This is a genomic window from Methylobacterium sp. CCH7-A2 (assembly GCF_001557075.1).
In the GTDB taxonomy this organism is placed as follows: Bacteria; Pseudomonadota; Alphaproteobacteria; order Rhizobiales; family Beijerinckiaceae; genus Allobosea; species Allobosea massiliensis.
The window spans coordinates 13,916-29,375 of the sequence record NZ_LSKN01000016.1; the positions used below are offsets into that span (position 1 = coordinate 13,916).

A 15,460-nucleotide genomic window follows, 5' to 3' on the forward strand; every position below is an offset into this window, starting at 1 on the left:
CGGCGTCAGCCCCGGAAGTGATCCTCCATCTCGCGGCGAACCTTGACCGCGGCGTCGTCGGCATCGAAGGCGACGTCCGACCATTTCAGTCGCTGGCCCAGCGCGATGTCGTGCTTGAGCTTGACGCGATGGGCGAGGCCGAGCGGCAGATAGCCCTCCGCCAGCGAGGTCTTGGCCGGTGTCTGCTTGCCCCAGACGCAGAAGCCGCCCTCGCCATCCAGCATCTCGCCGGCCTTGAGGTCCCGCTTGGCGGTGGCGACGACGTCGGAATTGAAACAGATCGGCGCGCCCGTCGGCTCGTGGCGCAGCGCTGCCGAGGCGACCGAGATTCCGAGCTCGAGCCCGATCATGTGGATCGGCCGGTAGAGGCAGGCATAGCGGCCGCTCTTGTCGGGCAGCATCGAATACTCCCGGAAGCACTCCTCGCTATAGGCGCTGTCGGATTCGAAGACGACATAGGTGCCCATGACCAGGCTGTGGGGCACATCCGCGCCGTCGCGATAGACCGAGGAGGTGACTTCGGTGACGCCGGCCCGCTCGAGCACGCCGCCATCGGCTTTCGGCTTGCAGATCTCGGCATGCTCGAACCGCGTCGCCGGCGGGAAGGACAGACCCTCGGCCTGGGATTCGAGCCCCGTCGCATTGCAGACGGCCGTCATCTCGATGCCCGACTTGGTGCCGTCGACGAAGGAGTTGAACATCTTCGGATTGATCGAATTGCGATCCTTGATCTTCATGTACTTGTCGAGGATGTCCCAGACCGTGTCGGGCGTCGACTGATGATAGGTCGGGTGGTAGCGCGTGCCCTTGCCCGCGCAGACGACGCGGAAGCCGGCCGCGCGGGCCCAGTCGACATGGTCCGCAATCAGGGCCGGCTGATCGCCCCAGGCCAGCGAATAGACGACACCGGCCTCGCGAGCCTTGCGCGCCAGCAGGGGCCCCGCGCAGGCATCAGCCTCGACATTGACCATGACGATGTGCTTGCCATTGGCAATGGCGCGCATCGCGAAACGGATGCCGGCGCCCGGATCGCCCGTCGCCTCGATGATGACCTCGACACCGGGATGGTCGATCAGCGCGTCGCCATCCTCGGTGACGAGCGTCGCGCCGTTCTTCAGGGCATCGTCGATGGAGGCCGCCGCATATTGCTCCTGCGGCCAGCAGGCCAGCTTCAGCTGCGAGCGGGCGCGGGCGGTGTTGAGATCGGCCACGCCGACGATGTGCATCCCGTCCGTGCTGCGCGCCTGGGAGAGGAACATCGTGCCGAACTTGCCCGCGCCGATGATGGCGACGGTGACCGGCTTGCCGGCGGCTTTCCGTTCGAGAAGCAGTCTGTGCAGGTTCATGCGCCGGTTCTTTCCTCGCCAGGCCGGCCATTCGGGCCGGACATCCCGTTTCTGGAGGAGGCACGCATGGAGGACGGTGGCGTACGCGACTGCGCGTCACCTGGCGCCGGTTGCCGGCGCGTTTTTCTCCCTGCGGGCCGCAGCTTCGTTTGATGAGCTGCATTCCTCATGCTTCAGGCGTAACATGGGGCTCGCTCGGGCGAAAAACGAAGAATTTTGGCGTGATCGACGAATAGGGCTCATCGATGATCGGGGGGATGCCACCGCTGCAATGGCTGCAGACCTTCCGCGCCGTGATGGAGGCGGGCAGCTTCTCGGGCGCGGCCAAGCTGATGAACCTGACGCCCTCGGCGATCAGTCACCAGATGCGCGCGCTGGAAGGCATGCTGGGCCGGCCCCTGTTCCTGCGCGTGCGGCGCAGCGTCGTCCCGACCGAGGAGGCGCTGACCTATTCCGCCTCGATCGGCGAGAGCTTCGCGCGGCTGATGACGGCGACGATCCGCGTCGCCTCCGGGGCCGGCGTCAGGCGGCTGCCGATCCATGCCTCGCCCAGCCTCGCCACGCTCTGGCTGATGCCGCGGCTCGGCCAGTTCCTGCGCGAGCACCCCAGCATCGACGTCGCGCTCTTCGCCAGCCATGAGCCGGCCCGGCTCGGGCAGGACGGCATCCTCATCGACATCCAGTATGCGCGGCCCGTTCCCGAGGATTGCGAAGCGGTGGCGCTCGGAGAAGAACTGATCGTCCCGCTCGCCAGCCCCGCCTTCGTGGCCGCACATGGGCTGGAGACGGCCGACGACATCGCGCGCGTGCCGCTGATCCACTCGCTGCGCTGCGTGGTTCCATGGGACCAGTGGGCCGCGCGTCATGCGCCCTTCGTGCCCCTGAGCGCCCGCGGCCTGCAGTTCGACCGCGCCCATCTCGCTCTGGCCGCCGCTGTCGACGGGCTGGGCCTCGCGCTCGAGTCGACCTTGCAGGCGCGCGACCTGCTGGCCGCCGGCCGCCTCGTCATGCCGCTGGGCCCGACCGGCATCGGCGTCGTGGCCCATCGCCTGATCTATCGACGCGCGGAGCGTGCCAATCCCGAGGTTCAGGCTTTCGTGGAGTGGCTGATGCGCGAGATCGTCGAAAAGCCCGTCCCGCCAACGGAGACGTAAGAGCGCCCGCAGGCCTCAAAGCCTTGGACCATCAGCCGGATTGACGGCCTCGGGCCGGTCTGCGGCTGCGACCTCCGGCGTCGGCTCCAGAGCGGTAGGTGCGGCCGGCCTTGCAAAGCTGCGCGGCGCCGCGGCGGCCTCCGCTTCACCGTGACGCAGCGTTAATCGGGGCGCCAGAGGGTGCGCGAAGCCCGGCTCTAAACCCGCCATTAACCTCAATCGGCGAGTTTCCGGGATCACCAGTGGCTTCGCGTGGGCTTTTCCTGCGGCGGCGCGAGGGTAGTAATCGCCATGCGGCTCATCGTCGGCTCGATCATCGTCATCCTCTGCGTCTTCGGCGGCTATGCCGCGATGGGCGGGAAGCTCGGCGTGCTCTGGCAGCCCTTCGAGTTCGTCATCATCCTCGGCGCGGCGATCGGTGCCTTCGTCATCGGCAATCCCGGCCCGGTGCTCAAGGCCGTGCCGTCCATGTTCGGCACTCTGATGAAGGGGCCGAAATACAAGCAGGAAGACTATGTCGAGCTGCTGGGAATGCAGTACTCGCTCTACAAGCTGATCAAGCAGAAGGGCATGCTGGCAATCGAGCAGCACATCGAGAATCCGCACGACTCGTCGCTGTTCAACGCCTTCCCGAGCTTCGCCAACAACCATCACGCGGTCGAGTTCGTGTGCGACTACATGCGCATGCTGACCATGGGCGCCAACAACGTCCACGAGATCGACGCGCTGATGGACGAGGAGCTGGAGACCCACCATCAGGAGCAGGAGCGGATCGTCGGGGCCATGCAGTCGATCGCCGACGGCACGCCGGCCCTGGGCATCGTCGCGGCCGTGCTGGGCGTGATCAAGACGATGGGCTCGATCACCGAGCCGCCGGAGGTGCTCGGCCATCTCATCGGCGGCGCGCTGGTCGGCACCTTCTTCGGCGTCTTCGTCGCCTATGGCTTCTTCAGCCCGATGGCGGCCTCGCTGAAGAGCACCTTCGAGGCCGAGTCGAAATACTATCTCTCGCTCAAGGCCGGCCTGCTGGCCCATATCGCCGGCCAGCCGCCGGTGATGGCGGTCGAGTTCGCCCGCAAGGCGCTGATGAGCGACGTCCGCCCGACCTTCGCGGAAGTTGAAGCGTCGACGGCCAATCTCCCCGCCTGACCCTCTTTCCCTTTCCAGCGGGGTTCCCATGGATAAGCCGGTCCAGCCGATCATCATCAAGAAGATCAAGAAGGCCGCCCATGGCCACCATGGCGGGGCCTGGAAGATCGCCTATGCGGATTTCGTGACCGCGATGATGGCCTTTTTCCTGCTGATGTGGCTGATCAGCATGACCACGCAGGAGCAGAAGGTCGGCCTGGCGGAGTATTTCGCTCCCGCGGCGGTCAGCCCTAGCAACAGCGGCGCCGGCGGCCTGCTGATGGGCACCGCTCTCGACAAATCGGGCAACAAATCCTCGTCGCCGCGCGATGCGGCCATGGGCACCTCCGGGCAGGATGACGGCGCGCGCCGGACCAGCTGGGACCGCGAACTCAGCCGGCCCGCGGCGAACCAGCAGTCCCTGCACAGCGCCATGGTCAGCATCCGTCAGGCGCTCCAGACCATGCCGGAAATCTCCGAACTCTCACGCAACATCCTGATCGAGCCGACGAAGGACGGGCTGAACGTCTCGCTCGTGGACGAATACGGCCGCTCCATGTTCCCCGAGGGATCGGTGCAGCCGCATGAGCGCACACGCCGTCTGCTCGAGGCGCTGGCGCCGACGCTGCGCCGGCTGCCGAACCGGCTCTCCGTCACCGGCCATACCTCGAGCGCGCGGCCGGGCTCGATGGAAACCACCGACGCCTGGAGCCTGACCGCCGGCCGCGCGCTCGCCGTGCGCGAGATCCTTTCCGGCGCGGGCTTCCCAAGCGACCGCTTCGCTTTCGTGGCGGGGCGCGCCGACACCGAGCCGGTCTTTCCCGACAATCCCTACATTCCGCAGAACCGGCGCGTGACGATCACGCTGCTGAACGCGGAGCCGCCCCTGCCGCCCAACGTGCTGCGCTGAGGCATCGCCGGGGAACAGAGCCAATATGGTTCCAGATGGAACCAGATCGCAATCCTTTGGTAACCTGAATCGCCAAGGTTCCTGACCCAGCGGCATAACGGTCAGGAACCCCATGATGAATTTCTTCAACAGGAAGACGACGCAGTCCCTGGCGGAAGCCTCCTCGATCCGGCGCTGGCAGGCCGTGATCGAGTTCGATCTCGACGGCACCATTCTCGAGGCCAACGACCTTTTCCTGAAGACCGTCGGCTATGAGCGCGCCGAGGTCGTCGGCAAGCACCATTCGATCTTCGTGCCGCCGGAGGAGCGCGCCTCGGTGGGCTATCAGGGCTTCTGGCGAGATCTGCGCAGCGGCAAGGCCTTCCAGGCGGAGTTCGCCCGCATCACCAAGACCGGCAGCCGGATCTGGCTGCAAGCGACCTACACACCGATCTGCGGCACGGACGGCAGCAAGCCGTTCAAGGTGATCAAATACGCGACCGACATCACCGCCATGAAGGCCATGGTCTCGAACGCGGAAGGTCAGATCGCCGCAATCCAGAAGGCGCAGGCCGTGATCGAGTTCGATCTCGACGGCACCATCCGCGACGCAAACGAGAACTTCCTCAAGACGCTCGGCTACACCCTCGCCGAGATCAAGGGCCGCAAGCACGACATCTTCGTCGCGCCCGCGGAGCGCGGGAGCGAAGCCTATCGCCAGTTCTGGGCGAAACTCGCCCGCGGCGAGCATGACGAGAACCAGTATCTGCGCATCGGCAAGGGCGGGCGCGAGGTCTGGATCCAGGCGAGCTACAACCCGATCCTCGACCCGTTCGGCAAAGCCTACAAGGTGGTGAAATACGCCACCGACATCACCGCCTCAAAGCAGGCGGCCGAAGCGCTGGCTGGCGCCGTTGCGGAAACAGGCTCGGTGATCGCGGCAACCCAGGGCAACGACCTGACCCGACGCGTGCCGCTGGAAGGCAAGAGCGGCGCGATCTTCGAGCTTTGCCGCGGCGTCAACGCGCTGCTCGACACCTTCTCAGGCGTGATCCAGGTCGTCGGCCAGATCTCGGGTCGGATCACCACCGGATCGCGCCGGATCGGCGCCGACAGCCGCGACCTCGCCCAACGCACCGAGGAGCAGGCCGCCTCGCTCGAGGAGACCGCGGCGACGACCGAACAGCTCGCCGCCTCCGTCAAGCAGAGCTTCGAGCGGGCCACGGAGGCCGCGGGCCTCGGCGCCGCCGCCAACGACATTGCCCATCGCGGCGGTTCGATCGTCACCGACGCCGTCATCGCGATGGAGCGGATCGAGAAGGCGTCGACCGATATCGGCGACATCATCCGGGTGATCGACGACATCGCCTTCCAGACGAATCTGCTGGCTCTGAACGCCGCGGTCGAAGCGGCGCGGGCCGGCGATGCCGGCAAGGGCTTCGCCGTCGTCGCCTCCGAGGTGCGGACGCTCGCCCAGCGCTCCGGCGAGGCGGCGAAGGACATCTCGGGGCTGATCAACAATTCGAGCGTCCAGGTCGCCAGCGGGGTGAAGCTGGTCAAGGAGGCGGGCTCCGCCCTGTCCGAGATCGTCGGCTCCTCGACCAGCGTCTCGGCCTCGCTCGACGAGATCAAGAGCGCCTCGCGCGAGCAGGCCCATGGCATCGAGGAGGTGGCGCGGGTCGTCGCCCATATGGACGAGATGACCCAGCAGAACTCCTCGGTCGCCGACCAGAGTGCGAAGGTGGCTGCGGACCTCCAGCAGGCCACCGAGGCATTGCAGGCCCTGGTCGAGACCTTCCGGATTCGCGCCGATCGCTCCGGCACGGCCGGCCCGTTGGGCAGTGCGGTGCCGCGAGCCGCCTAGCGCACGGCAACCGGCGTCGGGCGCGGCTGGGTACGGTATCTGTCCGTTACTGCTACGCGAGTTGCTGGCGTGCCCGCTGTCCGTCGACCTAACTACAATTGTTGGGCTCGCAGCAGCATGCCGAAGAGATCGCGCGGCTCGTCGGGGTCGGCGAGGAGGTCGAGTTCATCATACTCGCCCTGCCGCACAGCTTCCTTGGCCAGCCAGCGCAGGGCCGAGAAATCCTCGATCGCGAAGCCGACCGAGTCGAACAGCGTGATCTGGCGTGGATCGCGCCGGCCCGGATGCTGGCCTGCAACGACGCGCCAGAGCTCGGTCACGGAATGATCGGCCGGCAGCTGCTGGATCTCCCCCTCGATGCGGGTCTGCGGCGGGTATTCCACGAAGATCTCGCTGCGGCGCAGGATGTCCGGATGCAGCTCCGTCTTGCCGGGGCAATCGCCGCCAACGGCGTTGATGTGCAGGCCGGGCCCGACCATGTTGTCGGTGAGGATGGTGGCGTTGGCCTTGTCGGCCGTCGCCGTGGTGACGATCTCGGCGCCGAGCATCGCGGCCTCGGCGGAGGCGCACAGCGCAATGTCGAAGCCGTAGCCGGTGAGATTGGCGGCGCAGCGCGCGCTGGCCGCGGGGTCGATGTCGTAGAGCCGCAGCCGGTCGACGCCCAGCAGCGCCTTGAAGGCGAGCGCCTGAAACTCCGACTGCGCGCCGTTGCCGATCAGCGCCATGCAGCGCGCCCCGGGCGGGGCGAGGTGGAGCGCCGCCAGGGCCGAGGTCGCGGCGGTGCGCAGCGCGGTCAGGATCGTCATCTCGCTCAGCAGCAGCGGATAGCCCGTCGCGACATCCGAGAGCACGCCGAAGGCGGTCACGGTCTGGCGGCCGTCACGCGTGTTGCCGGGATGGCCGTTGACGTATTTGAAAGCGTAGTGCTCGCCATCGCTGGTCGGCATCAGCTCGATGACGCCGGTGCGGCTGTGGGCGGCGACGCGCGCCGTCTTGTCGAACCGCTCCCAGCGCCGAAAGTCGGCCTCGATCTCGCTCGCCAGCGCGGCCAGGGCCGGCTCGATGCCGCAGGCGCCGATGATGCGCATCATCCGGTCGACGCTGACGAAACGGACGAGGTTGAGCTTGCGATCCATCGTCAGAAGCTCCGGGTCGGGCGGTCGAGCACGCTGCGGCCCATCAGGCTGGCTGTGAGATCGACCATCAGCCGCGCCGTGCGGCCGCGCTCGTCGAGAAAAGGGTTGAGTTCGACCAGATCGAGGCTGGCGACGCGGCCGCTGTCATGCAGCATCTCCATGATCAGATGCGCCTCGCGGAAGGTGGCCCCGCCGGGAACGGTGGTGCCGACGCCGGGCGCGATGTCGGGATCGAGGAAGTCGACGTCGAGGCTGACATGGAGCAGCCCGTCCTGCGCCGCGACCTCGTCGAGAAAGCCGCGCAGCAGCGCCGCGACACCGTTCTCGTCGATGGCGCGCATGTCGTGGACGCGCAGACCCGTGGCGGCGAGCACCTGACGCTCCGCCGGATCGACGCTGCGCAGCCCCATCATGCAGACCCGCTCGGGAGAAAGCGCGGCGGCGAGCGGCGGGAAGATGCCGTCGAAACCCGGCAGGCCGAGCGCATAGGCCATCGGCACGCCGTGGAGATGGCCGCTCTCGGTCGTCTCCAGCGTGTGCATGTCGGGATGCGCGTCGAGCCAGAGCACGAAGAGCTTGCGGCCGCGCTCCTGGGCGAGGCGGGCATGGCCGGCGAGCGTCCCCGCGGCGAGGCTGTGGTCGCCGCCGAGCACGATCGGCATGCCCTCGGTGCCGGCGTCGTAGACGGCCTGCGACAGCACTTCCGTCCAGGCGACGATCTCCGGCAGCGCGTGGATGGCGGGGTTGGGATGGCTCAACGGGCGCAGCGGCGCCGGCGCGACATTGCCGCGATCGACGACGCCATGGCCTAGCGAGCGCAGCGCTTCGCCGATGCCGGCGGCGCGGAAGGCGCTGGGGCCCATGTCGCAGCCGAGCCGGCCGGTGCCGTCCTGGACTGGGGCCCCGAGAAGAATGCAGTTCGTCCGATCCATCGCGCCCTCGCCCTCGAACGGCGGGTCTAGACCGGTGGGGTGGCGGGACGAAGAAGCCAGATTGGCAGAAATGGAGGCTTAATCTATCGTTTTGAAATTCTCGACTTATCATAACGGCAGAACCGGACATGGATGATCTCGACCGCCGCCTGGTGACGCTGCTCCGGCGCAACGGGCGCCGCGCCATCTCGGACCTCGCGCTCGACCTCGGCGTCTCGCGGGCTACGGTGCGAACGCGGCTGGAGCGCCTCGAACGGGCGGGCGAGATCGTCGGTTACACCGTCATCCTGCGGGCGGACGTGGTCTCGGCGCCGGTGCGCGGCATCACGCTGATCGAGGTCGAGGGCCGGGCCAAGGACCGTGTCGTGACGGCGCTGAGCGGCTTCGCCGAGATCACCGCAATCCACACCACCAGCGGCAAATGGGATCTCGTCGCCGAACTCGGCACCGACAGCCTGACGGCCCTCGATGCCGTGCTGACCCGCCTGCGGCTGATCGGCGGCATCGCGGCGTCCGAGACCCATCTCCTGCTGGCGACGCCGCGCAGCAGCCGGGCAGGGCTCGGTCCGACGCAGCCGGGCTGAACAGCGGATCGCCTGGCGCGGATGGCCGCGCTTGCGGCGGGCCGCCCACCCCGGCACTAAGAGGGACGGGGAACGAATCGGCGGGCCCGGGGGTTGACGTCCCGCCGTATCAGGACGGCGCGAAAGGAATTTTGGATGAGCAGGCTTTCCGCCCTCGCGGGCCTCTTTGGCCTCGTCGTGCTGGCCAGCACCGGAGCGTCCGCTCCGGCCGCGGCGTCCGAGGCCCTTCCGGCCGAGGCCGCGCAGCGGCTCGACGGGCGGGATCTCGCCTTCACCATGACCGCCGCCAAGCAGCGCCGCCTCTACATGATGCAGGAAACCGCGCGTCAGCAGCGCGGCCGCGGCGGCCCCGGCTATGGCCGCGGCTACGGCCCCCGCCCCTCTTACGGCCGTCCCGGATATGGACCGCGGCCCTATTACGGTCGTCCCGGCTACGGCCCGCCGCCCGGCTATGGCTATCGCCGCTACGACCGCTACTGAGGTCAGGCCGCCCTATCCATCGCGCCGCTCGAGACGCTAGAACAGCGGACCGACAGCGCGAGGAGCAGGGCATGAGCAGGAAAGTCGCCATCGTCACCGCAGGTGGCAGCGGCATGGGGGCGGCGACCGCGCGCCGCCTCGCGAAGGACGGCTACGAGGTTGCCATCCTGTCCTCCTCCGGCAAGGGCGAGGCGCTGGCCAACGAGTTGGGCGGGCTGGGCGTCACCGGCTCGAACCTTTCCGGCGAGGACGTCAAGCGCCTGGTCGATCTGACGATGGCGCGCTGGGGCCGTATCGATGCGCTGGTCAACAGCGCCGGCCACGGGCCTCGTGGGCCGCTGCTCGAGATCAAGGACGAGGACTGGCAGCGCGGGCTCGACGTCTATTTTCTCAGCGCGGTGCGTGCGATCCGGCTGGTGACGCCGATCATGCAGGCGCAGAAATCCGGCACGATCGTCAACATCACCACCGCCTGGGCCTTCGAGCCCGAAGCGATGTTCCCGACCTCGGCGATGGCGCGGGCGGGGCTCGCCACCTTCACCAAGATCTTCGTCGACCAGTATGGCGCGGACAACATCCGCATGAACAACGTCCAGCCGGGCTGGATCGACAGCCTGCCGGCGACGGAAGAGCGGCGCCAGCGCGTGCCGATGCAGCGCTATGGCCGAAGCGAGGAGATTGCGGGAACGATCGCGTTCCTGCTCTCGCCGGATGCGGGCTACATCACCGGGCAGAACATCCGGGTCGATGGCGGGCTGACGCGCTCGATCTGAGCCGCCACATCGCCTGGCACGAAAATGGCCTGCACCACGCATCACCCGACCGAGGAACCCTCTCCATGGCCATCCCCAGGCGTTACGCGCATGTCCTCTTCGGCGTGATCCAAGCCGGGCTCACCTCGGCCATCGCCTCGGGGGTGGCGGTCGTAGCCGCTCCGGGGGCCGCGCCCGCCCTGCAGCGCTGGCTGTCGGCCTGGTTCCTGTCATGGGCCATGATGCTGCCCGTGGTCGTTTTCGCCGCGCCCTTCATCCGCCGGGCCGTCGAGGCGCTGACGGCGGACTGACGTGCGTCAGCGAATGTCCCGCGCGGTGAGGTTCGGCCAATTCCGCTCGGAGCGCGCGAGATAGGTCTTCGTGTCCTTCGACCAGGTCTCGCGGACATCGAGATCATAGTTGAGATACAGCCGCCCTTCGACGATCGACCAGGCCTCGGGCTCGATCTTCACGAGATAGCCGCGCGAGGTGCCATAAGCGCAGAAGCCGCCATAGGCCGGCTTGTAGCGCTCCGGATCGGCCAGGAAGAGCGCGCGGTTGGCGGCGCTGGCGAAATGCCAGGTCGCGCCGTCATGGCGGACGGCGTGCTCGGGCGAGCCCCGGCGCGGGCCGCCGTCGCGGAAATAGGCGACGGGGTCATAGCCGCGGATCGCGATGCCTTCCGCCGAGCCCAGCGTGTTGACGGGCTTGCCCGTCATGGCCGGCGCGATCGCGACGCCGGGAACGAACAGCGCAGCGAGAAGTCCGGCGATCAGCGCGACGAGGGCACCGGCCCGGCGGCGGCGGTTGGGTGTCGAGGCTTCCGGCAGGGTGACGTCGGACATGGGCACCGTCCCCGTTCAATGAGCGATGGCGAGGGGCGTCGCGGCGAGCGCGAGCGCCGCCAGCCCGGTTCGCGTGGTATCGAGGCGGGCGAGCCGGCGGCCGGCGAAGAGATTATGCCCGCCGCGGCGCGCCAAGCGCTCACGCAGCACATGGGCGGCACGGTCCCGCGCGCCGGAGCGGATCAGGCTCTCGATATAGGCCTGCTCGAAGAGATCGCGCTGGGCATGGCTGCCGCCGATCGCGACGAGGCCGCCGCGGGCGGCGCCGAGGAGCCGGGCCGCCTCGGCATGGTCCCGCTCGCGCAGCGCGATCAACCCATAGGCGGCGAGCGCCCCGGCGCGGGCGGCCTCGCGGCGCTCGCCGCTGGCATGGCCGTGGCTGTCGGCGGCGAGCGACCGGGCGATGGCTTCAGCCGCTTCCTCACGCCCGGCGCCGAGCAGGGCGAGCGCGTAATGCAGATCGGCGAAGACGAGGCGTCGGTCGTCGAGGCGGGCCTCGGCCTTCTCCGCCAGCTCCTCCCAACGCGCGCCGACATCGACTCCGGCATAATCGAGGCGGGCCAGCAGCGCGGCGCCATTGGCGATGTCGCGGTAATCGTCGGTCTGCTCGGCGCGGATGCCCTCGTCATAAAGCCGCAGCACCTCCGTCGTCTCGCCGCGCTCGAGCCGGAACAGGGCGAGATGCCAGGTGATGTGGAAGCGGAAATTGTTGGCATGGGCCCAGCCGGCGCTGTCGGCCAGCCAGGCGACGCCTTCGTCCGTGCGGCCGGTCATCTCCATAACATGGGCGACGGCATGGCGCCCCCAGGCGTCGCGCGGCGCCCGCTCGACGGCACGCCGGCCGGCGGCCTCGGCCTCGCGGTAGAAGCCGCGTTCCTCCAGCGCGAAGGCGTAGCAGCCGGAGACGTAACCGGCGAAGGGGTGGTCCTCCGGGAAACGCGGCACGATCCTGCGCAGGCAGGCGAGCATCTCGCCCTGATCGCCGAGCATGAAGCGGATCCCGTGGGAGAGCTTCAGCGCCAGCACGTCGCGGGGATGCTCCTCGAGAACGGCTTCAAGCGCTCGGGCGGCCCGGCGCGGCCTGTCCTCGAGCCACTGCGCCAGCGCCTCGACGAAAGCCGTCTCGCGCGTGGTCACCGGACGCTCGGCGATGGCGCGGCGGGCCTGGGCGAGACAATCCCGCGCGGTGCCGACCAGTTCGGCGCGCGCCAGGGAGAGCAGCATCAGGCCCTTGGCGGCATGGGCGAGCGCAAAACGCGGATCGGCCGCCAGCGTCCGGCCGAGATGCTCGGGCGCGGCCGCGGCATGGGCCAGGACCGCTTCGAGAGTGGCGTCCCAGGCGAGCCGGGCTTCGTCATTGGCGACGGCGATGCGGTGACCGCAGCAATCGAAGAACATGGCCGGCTCCTGGCTTTTGGGCGAGGCCCGACCCCGCCGCTCGACAAGGACTTCGCAGCGGCGCGATCAACCGCCGTTCAACTCGCTTCACGCAGGCGTGATGTCGACGCGGCCGGCATCTCGGGAGCCTCGCGCGGCGCGGGCGGCGGGCCGGCCCAGGGCGCGCGCTTGAACCATGCGACGACGCAGGCGACGCCCAGCAAGGCCGCAAAGCCGGCCAGGTTGAGCAGGGCGACGACGACCGCGTCATGGCCCGCCATCTCGGATGCCGTCCAGGCCAGCCGAGCGAGCACGATGCTGGCGAGGAAGGCCGCGAGCGACTGCCGGCCGATCAGGATGAGCAGGTGGCCCAGGCCTGAATCGAGCCGGTCCCGCACCGGCTCGATCGCGCTCAGGACGATGTAGGCCAAAGCGAGGAAGTGCAGGATGCGCAGCGGGTGCAGGTTGCTCTTCTCGAAATCGCCCGGCAGCAGGATGTCGCGCCAGCTCTGCGCGGCGGGCCAGATTTCCAGGATCCCCCAGAAGGAGAGCGGCACCGCTGCGACGACGATCAGCCCCGCCGCCAGCAGCAGGGCCGGCCGGCGCAGCGGCGGCACCGGCAGCCACTTCATCGCAATGAAAAAGCCGATGAAGAAGATCGCCTGCCAGGCAAAGGGATTGAGGAACCAGCCGGCGCCGTTCCAGGGATTTCCGGGGAGGTTGAGCCCTTCCGTCCAGACCAGGGCGTAGAGCAGCGCCACCATCAGGAAGGGCAACCAGGGGTGGAGCCGCCGCAGCGCGATGGCGAGCGGGATCAGCGCCAGGATGACGAGATACATCGGCAGGATGTCGAGATAGTCGGGCTGCCAGGTCAGGGTGACGAGGCCCAGCAGCGCGCGTTCTGGGTCGGCCATCAGCGGCGCGAACTGGCGCCCGAGTTCGGCACTGCCGACCAGCGTGTCGAGCAGCGCGGCCAGCGCCACCAGCGCGACGACGAGGCCGATATGGGCCCAGTAGACCTGCCAGAGGCGCTGCAGGATACGCGCCGTGCCAAGCCACCAGCCGCGCCGGACGAAGGTCGCCCCGAAGGCGAGCGCGCTGGCGAAGCCGGAGCAGAAGACGAAGAGTTCGGCGCCGGACGAAAAGCCGAAGCGGGCGGGTATCCAGGCGTTCCAACTGTTCGCCGGCACATGGGCGACGAAGATGATCAGCATGGTCAGACCGCGGAAGATGTCGAGGCGCTCGTCGCGCGGCCGTTTCGATGGGCGGGCGGCCTCGGCCATCAGAAGGCCCCCTGATAGGCGGCGGCGTCGATGCGGCAGGCGAGCAGGCTGAAACCGGGCCGCGCGAAGGCGGCGGCCGCCTCGCGGGCGAGGCTTTCTCGGTCCGCCACCGTCGCGCCATGGCCGCCGAGGGCACACGCCACCGCCGCGAAGTCGCTAAGGCCGAGATCGACACCGGCGCGGGCGAGGCCCATCTGCTTCTGCTTCAGCGCGATCAGCCCGAGCGCCTCGTCGACCAGCACCACGACGACGACCGGCACAGCGAGGTCGCGCAGCGTCGCGAGTTCGCCCAGCACCATTTCGAGCCCCGCATCGCCGACGAAGCAGAGCGTCGGCTGGCCGCTGCCCAGCGCCGCGCCGGTGGCGAGCGGCAGGGCGCAACCCATAGTGCAAAGCCCCGTCGACTGCAGCAGGCGGCGCGGCCCGTCGCAGGTCCAGAGCTGCGAGAGCAGGATGCGGTGGGCGCCGGAATCGGCGGTGGCGACCGTGCCGGATGGGGCGACCGCCCGCAGCGTCTCGAAGACGGCATGCGGGCCCCACTCCGCCGGTGCGGCGAAGGCCTGCCGGAAGGCGGCGCGGACCGCGGCCGGCTCGCCTTGGTCCCAGACAGTCATGGGCGAGAGCCGCTCCGTCAACCGGTCGAGGATCGTGCCGACATGGCCCTCGAGCGTCAGCGTGGCGCCATGCATGCCGTGCGGCAGTGCCTCTGCGACGATGTCGATGACCGGCTTGTCGGCCGGCCAGGGATTGCGCCAGCCCTGTCGCATCTCGATCGGGTCATAGCCGGCCAGCACGATCAGATCAGCCGCCTCGATCAGCGGGCGGATCAGCGCATCGGCCTTCGGCGAGAGGCCGACGCCGCCGATGACGCGCAGGTCGTCCTCCGGCAGCAGCCCCTTGCCCTTGTAGGTGGTGAGCAGCGGCGCGCCCGTCCTGTCGAGCAACCGCACGAGCGAGGTGGCCGCGTTCTCGTTGACGAGGTCCAGCCCGGCGAGCACGAGCGGCCGTCGCGCGCCGGCGAGCAGCGCCACCGCGCGGTCGAGGTCGGCGGGCACACACGCGGGCGCCATGGCGGCCGGCGGCGGCGGAACAGCGACGGCCTTGGCCTCGGCGACGGCGATGGGCAGGTCGATATGGACCGGGCCGGGCCGGCCGGAGCGGGCGATGGCGAGCGCCTTGTCGACGACCAGCGCCTCGGTGCCGGGCGCGGCGCGGAAGCTCGCCTTGACCAGCGGTCGCAGCACAGCCTGATGATCGAAGACCTGATGGGTGTAGCTCTCGGCGAGCGCGTGATCGACGCAGCCGGTGATGAAGATCAGCGGCACGCGGTCCTGCTGGGCATGGGCGACCGCCGTTACCGCATTGCTGACCCCCGGCCCCAATGTCGCGACCAGCACCGGCAGCGCCCCCGTGACGTGCCAGAGCCCCTCGGCCATGAAGCCCGCGGCGTTCTCGTGCCGCGCCAGTTCGAAGCGGATGCCGGCGCGCCCGAGCGCATCGACCAGTCCCAGGACCTCGCCGCCGGGAATGCCGAAGGCATGGGTCGCGCCCGCCGCCGCCAGCCTCGCCGCGATGATGTCCGCGCCCGTCAGGCCGGCCGCGCCGGCCGAGGTAGGAACGGGCGGCGGGGTCTGGATCGTCATGCAGGCAACTCCTCGCGGGCGACACGCCCAGGGCGGCGGTTCAGGCT

15 protein-coding genes are annotated in these 15,460 nt (G+C 69.0%); 8 read left to right on the forward strand and 7 right to left on the reverse strand.

Features of this window, described 5'->3' with window-relative positions; all coding sequences use genetic code 11:
* Window positions 1-5: 5 nt before the first annotated feature.
* Window positions 6-1,346 carry a Gfo/Idh/MocA family oxidoreductase gene (locus AX750_RS01000; protein ID WP_066722464.1) on the reverse strand — a complete coding sequence of 447 codons (1,341 nt, stop codon included), beginning with the start codon at window positions 1,344-1,346 and terminating at the stop codon, window positions 6-8.
* 257 nt (window positions 1,347-1,603) lie between these two features.
* On the opposite strand from AX750_RS01000, the gene AX750_RS01005 reads away from it, so the two are divergent.
* The 4 genes from AX750_RS01005 to AX750_RS01020 all read left to right on the forward strand — a co-directional run bounded on the left by AX750_RS01005 (window position 1,604) and on the right by AX750_RS01020 (window position 6,381).
* A complete protein-coding gene (locus AX750_RS01005) occupies window positions 1,604-2,500 on the forward strand; it encodes a LysR substrate-binding domain-containing protein (protein ID WP_066722467.1) in 897 nt (298 codons plus the stop codon).
* A 291-nt stretch (window positions 2,501-2,791) separates the two neighbouring features.
* Window positions 2,792-3,649, forward strand: a complete 858-nt coding sequence (gene motA, locus AX750_RS01010; protein WP_066722470.1) for a flagellar motor stator protein MotA — start codon at window positions 2,792-2,794, stop codon at window positions 3,647-3,649.
* 28 nt (window positions 3,650-3,677) lie between these two features.
* Window positions 3,678-4,538: a flagellar motor protein MotB gene (locus AX750_RS01015; RefSeq protein WP_066722472.1), complete on the forward strand. Its 861-nt coding sequence runs from the start codon at window positions 3,678-3,680 to the stop codon at window positions 4,536-4,538.
* A gap of 115 nt (window positions 4,539-4,653) precedes the next feature.
* Window positions 4,654-6,381 (forward strand): methyl-accepting chemotaxis protein, encoded by a 1,728-nt coding sequence (locus tag AX750_RS01020; RefSeq protein ID WP_068072159.1) that lies wholly within the window; start codon window positions 4,654-4,656, stop codon window positions 6,379-6,381.
* Window positions 6,382-6,473: 92 nt separating this feature from the next.
* Here AX750_RS01020 and AX750_RS01025 read toward each other — a convergent pair whose 3' ends face one another.
* Together AX750_RS01025 and rocF are read right to left on the reverse strand one after the other, a co-directional pair.
* On the reverse strand, window positions 6,474-7,517 hold the full coding sequence (locus AX750_RS01025) for an ornithine cyclodeaminase (RefSeq protein ID WP_066722477.1): 1,044 nt from the start codon (window positions 7,515-7,517) through the stop codon (window positions 6,474-6,476).
* A 2-nt stretch (window positions 7,518-7,519) separates the two neighbouring features.
* Window positions 7,520-8,449: an arginase gene (gene rocF / locus AX750_RS01030; RefSeq protein ID WP_066722480.1), complete on the reverse strand. Its 930-nt coding sequence runs from the start codon at window positions 8,447-8,449 to the stop codon at window positions 7,520-7,522.
* Window positions 8,450-8,577: 128 nt separating this feature from the next.
* Between rocF and AX750_RS01035 the strand changes: the two genes are divergently transcribed.
* The 4 genes from AX750_RS01035 to AX750_RS01050 all read left to right on the forward strand — a co-directional run bounded on the left by AX750_RS01035 (window position 8,578) and on the right by AX750_RS01050 (window position 10,576).
* Window positions 8,578-9,033, forward strand: a complete 456-nt coding sequence (locus AX750_RS01035; RefSeq protein WP_066722482.1) for an Lrp/AsnC family transcriptional regulator — start codon at window positions 8,578-8,580, stop codon at window positions 9,031-9,033.
* A gap of 135 nt (window positions 9,034-9,168) precedes the next feature.
* Window positions 9,169-9,513, forward strand: a complete 345-nt coding sequence (locus AX750_RS01040; protein ID WP_066722485.1) for a hypothetical protein — start codon at window positions 9,169-9,171, stop codon at window positions 9,511-9,513.
* 71 nt (window positions 9,514-9,584) lie between these two features.
* On the forward strand, window positions 9,585-10,286 hold the full coding sequence (locus AX750_RS01045) for an SDR family oxidoreductase (RefSeq protein WP_066722488.1): 702 nt from the start codon (window positions 9,585-9,587) through the stop codon (window positions 10,284-10,286).
* A gap of 65 nt (window positions 10,287-10,351) precedes the next feature.
* A complete protein-coding gene (locus tag AX750_RS01050; protein WP_066722491.1) occupies window positions 10,352-10,576 on the forward strand; it encodes a DUF2798 domain-containing protein in 225 nt (74 codons plus the stop codon).
* A 6-nt stretch (window positions 10,577-10,582) separates the two neighbouring features.
* Here AX750_RS01050 and AX750_RS01055 read toward each other — a convergent pair whose 3' ends face one another.
* From AX750_RS01055 to AX750_RS01070, 4 genes are all read right to left on the reverse strand, one after another.
* A complete protein-coding gene (locus AX750_RS01055) occupies window positions 10,583-11,110 on the reverse strand; it encodes a YHS domain-containing (seleno)protein (protein WP_066722502.1) in 528 nt (175 codons plus the stop codon).
* Window positions 11,111-11,125: 15 nt separating this feature from the next.
* The gene (locus tag AX750_RS01060) at window positions 11,126-12,508 is read right to left on the reverse strand and encodes a tetratricopeptide repeat protein (RefSeq protein WP_197426657.1); all 1,383 of its coding nucleotides are present in this window, start codon (window positions 12,506-12,508) and stop codon (window positions 11,126-11,128) included.
* 77 nt (window positions 12,509-12,585) lie between these two features.
* Complete coding sequence (locus tag AX750_RS01065; protein WP_066722504.1) at window positions 12,586-13,770, reverse strand: OpgC domain-containing protein; 1,185 nt, start codon at window positions 13,768-13,770, stop codon at window positions 12,586-12,588.
* Window positions 13,770-15,413, reverse strand: a complete 1,644-nt coding sequence (locus AX750_RS01070; protein WP_197426658.1) for a thiamine pyrophosphate-binding protein — start codon at window positions 15,411-15,413, stop codon at window positions 13,770-13,772. The genes AX750_RS01065 and AX750_RS01070 overlap by 1 nt, the downstream gene beginning before the upstream one ends.
* Window positions 15,414-15,460: the final 47 nt, after the last annotated feature.

Coding starts and splice junctions, on each gene's coding strand:
- AX750_RS01000 (WP_066722464.1), bottom strand. CDS start 1,346: ATGAACCTGCACAGACTGCTTCTCGAACGGAAAGCCGCCGGCAAGCCG.
- AX750_RS01005 (WP_066722467.1), top strand. CDS start 1,604: ATGCCACCGCTGCAATGGCTGCAGACCTTCCGCGCCGTGATGGAGGCG.
- motA (WP_066722470.1), top strand. CDS start 2,792: ATGCGGCTCATCGTCGGCTCGATCATCGTCATCCTCTGCGTCTTCGGC.
- AX750_RS01015 (WP_066722472.1), top strand. CDS start 3,678: ATGGATAAGCCGGTCCAGCCGATCATCATCAAGAAGATCAAGAAGGCC.
- AX750_RS01020 (WP_068072159.1), top strand. CDS start 4,654: ATGAATTTCTTCAACAGGAAGACGACGCAGTCCCTGGCGGAAGCCTCC.
- AX750_RS01025 (WP_066722477.1), bottom strand. CDS start 7,517: ATGGATCGCAAGCTCAACCTCGTCCGTTTCGTCAGCGTCGACCGGATG.
- rocF (WP_066722480.1), bottom strand. CDS start 8,449: ATGGATCGGACGAACTGCATTCTTCTCGGGGCCCCAGTCCAGGACGGC.
- AX750_RS01035 (WP_066722482.1), top strand. CDS start 8,578: ATGGATGATCTCGACCGCCGCCTGGTGACGCTGCTCCGGCGCAACGGG.
- AX750_RS01040 (WP_066722485.1), top strand. CDS start 9,169: ATGAGCAGGCTTTCCGCCCTCGCGGGCCTCTTTGGCCTCGTCGTGCTG.
- AX750_RS01045 (WP_066722488.1), top strand. CDS start 9,585: ATGAGCAGGAAAGTCGCCATCGTCACCGCAGGTGGCAGCGGCATGGGG.
- AX750_RS01050 (WP_066722491.1), top strand. CDS start 10,352: ATGGCCATCCCCAGGCGTTACGCGCATGTCCTCTTCGGCGTGATCCAA.
- AX750_RS01055 (WP_066722502.1), bottom strand. CDS start 11,110: ATGTCCGACGTCACCCTGCCGGAAGCCTCGACACCCAACCGCCGCCGC.
- AX750_RS01060 (WP_197426657.1), bottom strand. CDS start 12,508: ATGTTCTTCGATTGCTGCGGTCACCGCATCGCCGTCGCCAATGACGAA.
- AX750_RS01065 (WP_066722504.1), bottom strand. CDS start 13,770: ATGGCCGAGGCCGCCCGCCCATCGAAACGGCCGCGCGACGAGCGCCTC.
- AX750_RS01070 (WP_197426658.1), bottom strand. CDS start 15,413: ATGACGATCCAGACCCCGCCGCCCGTTCCTACCTCGGCCGGCGCGGCC.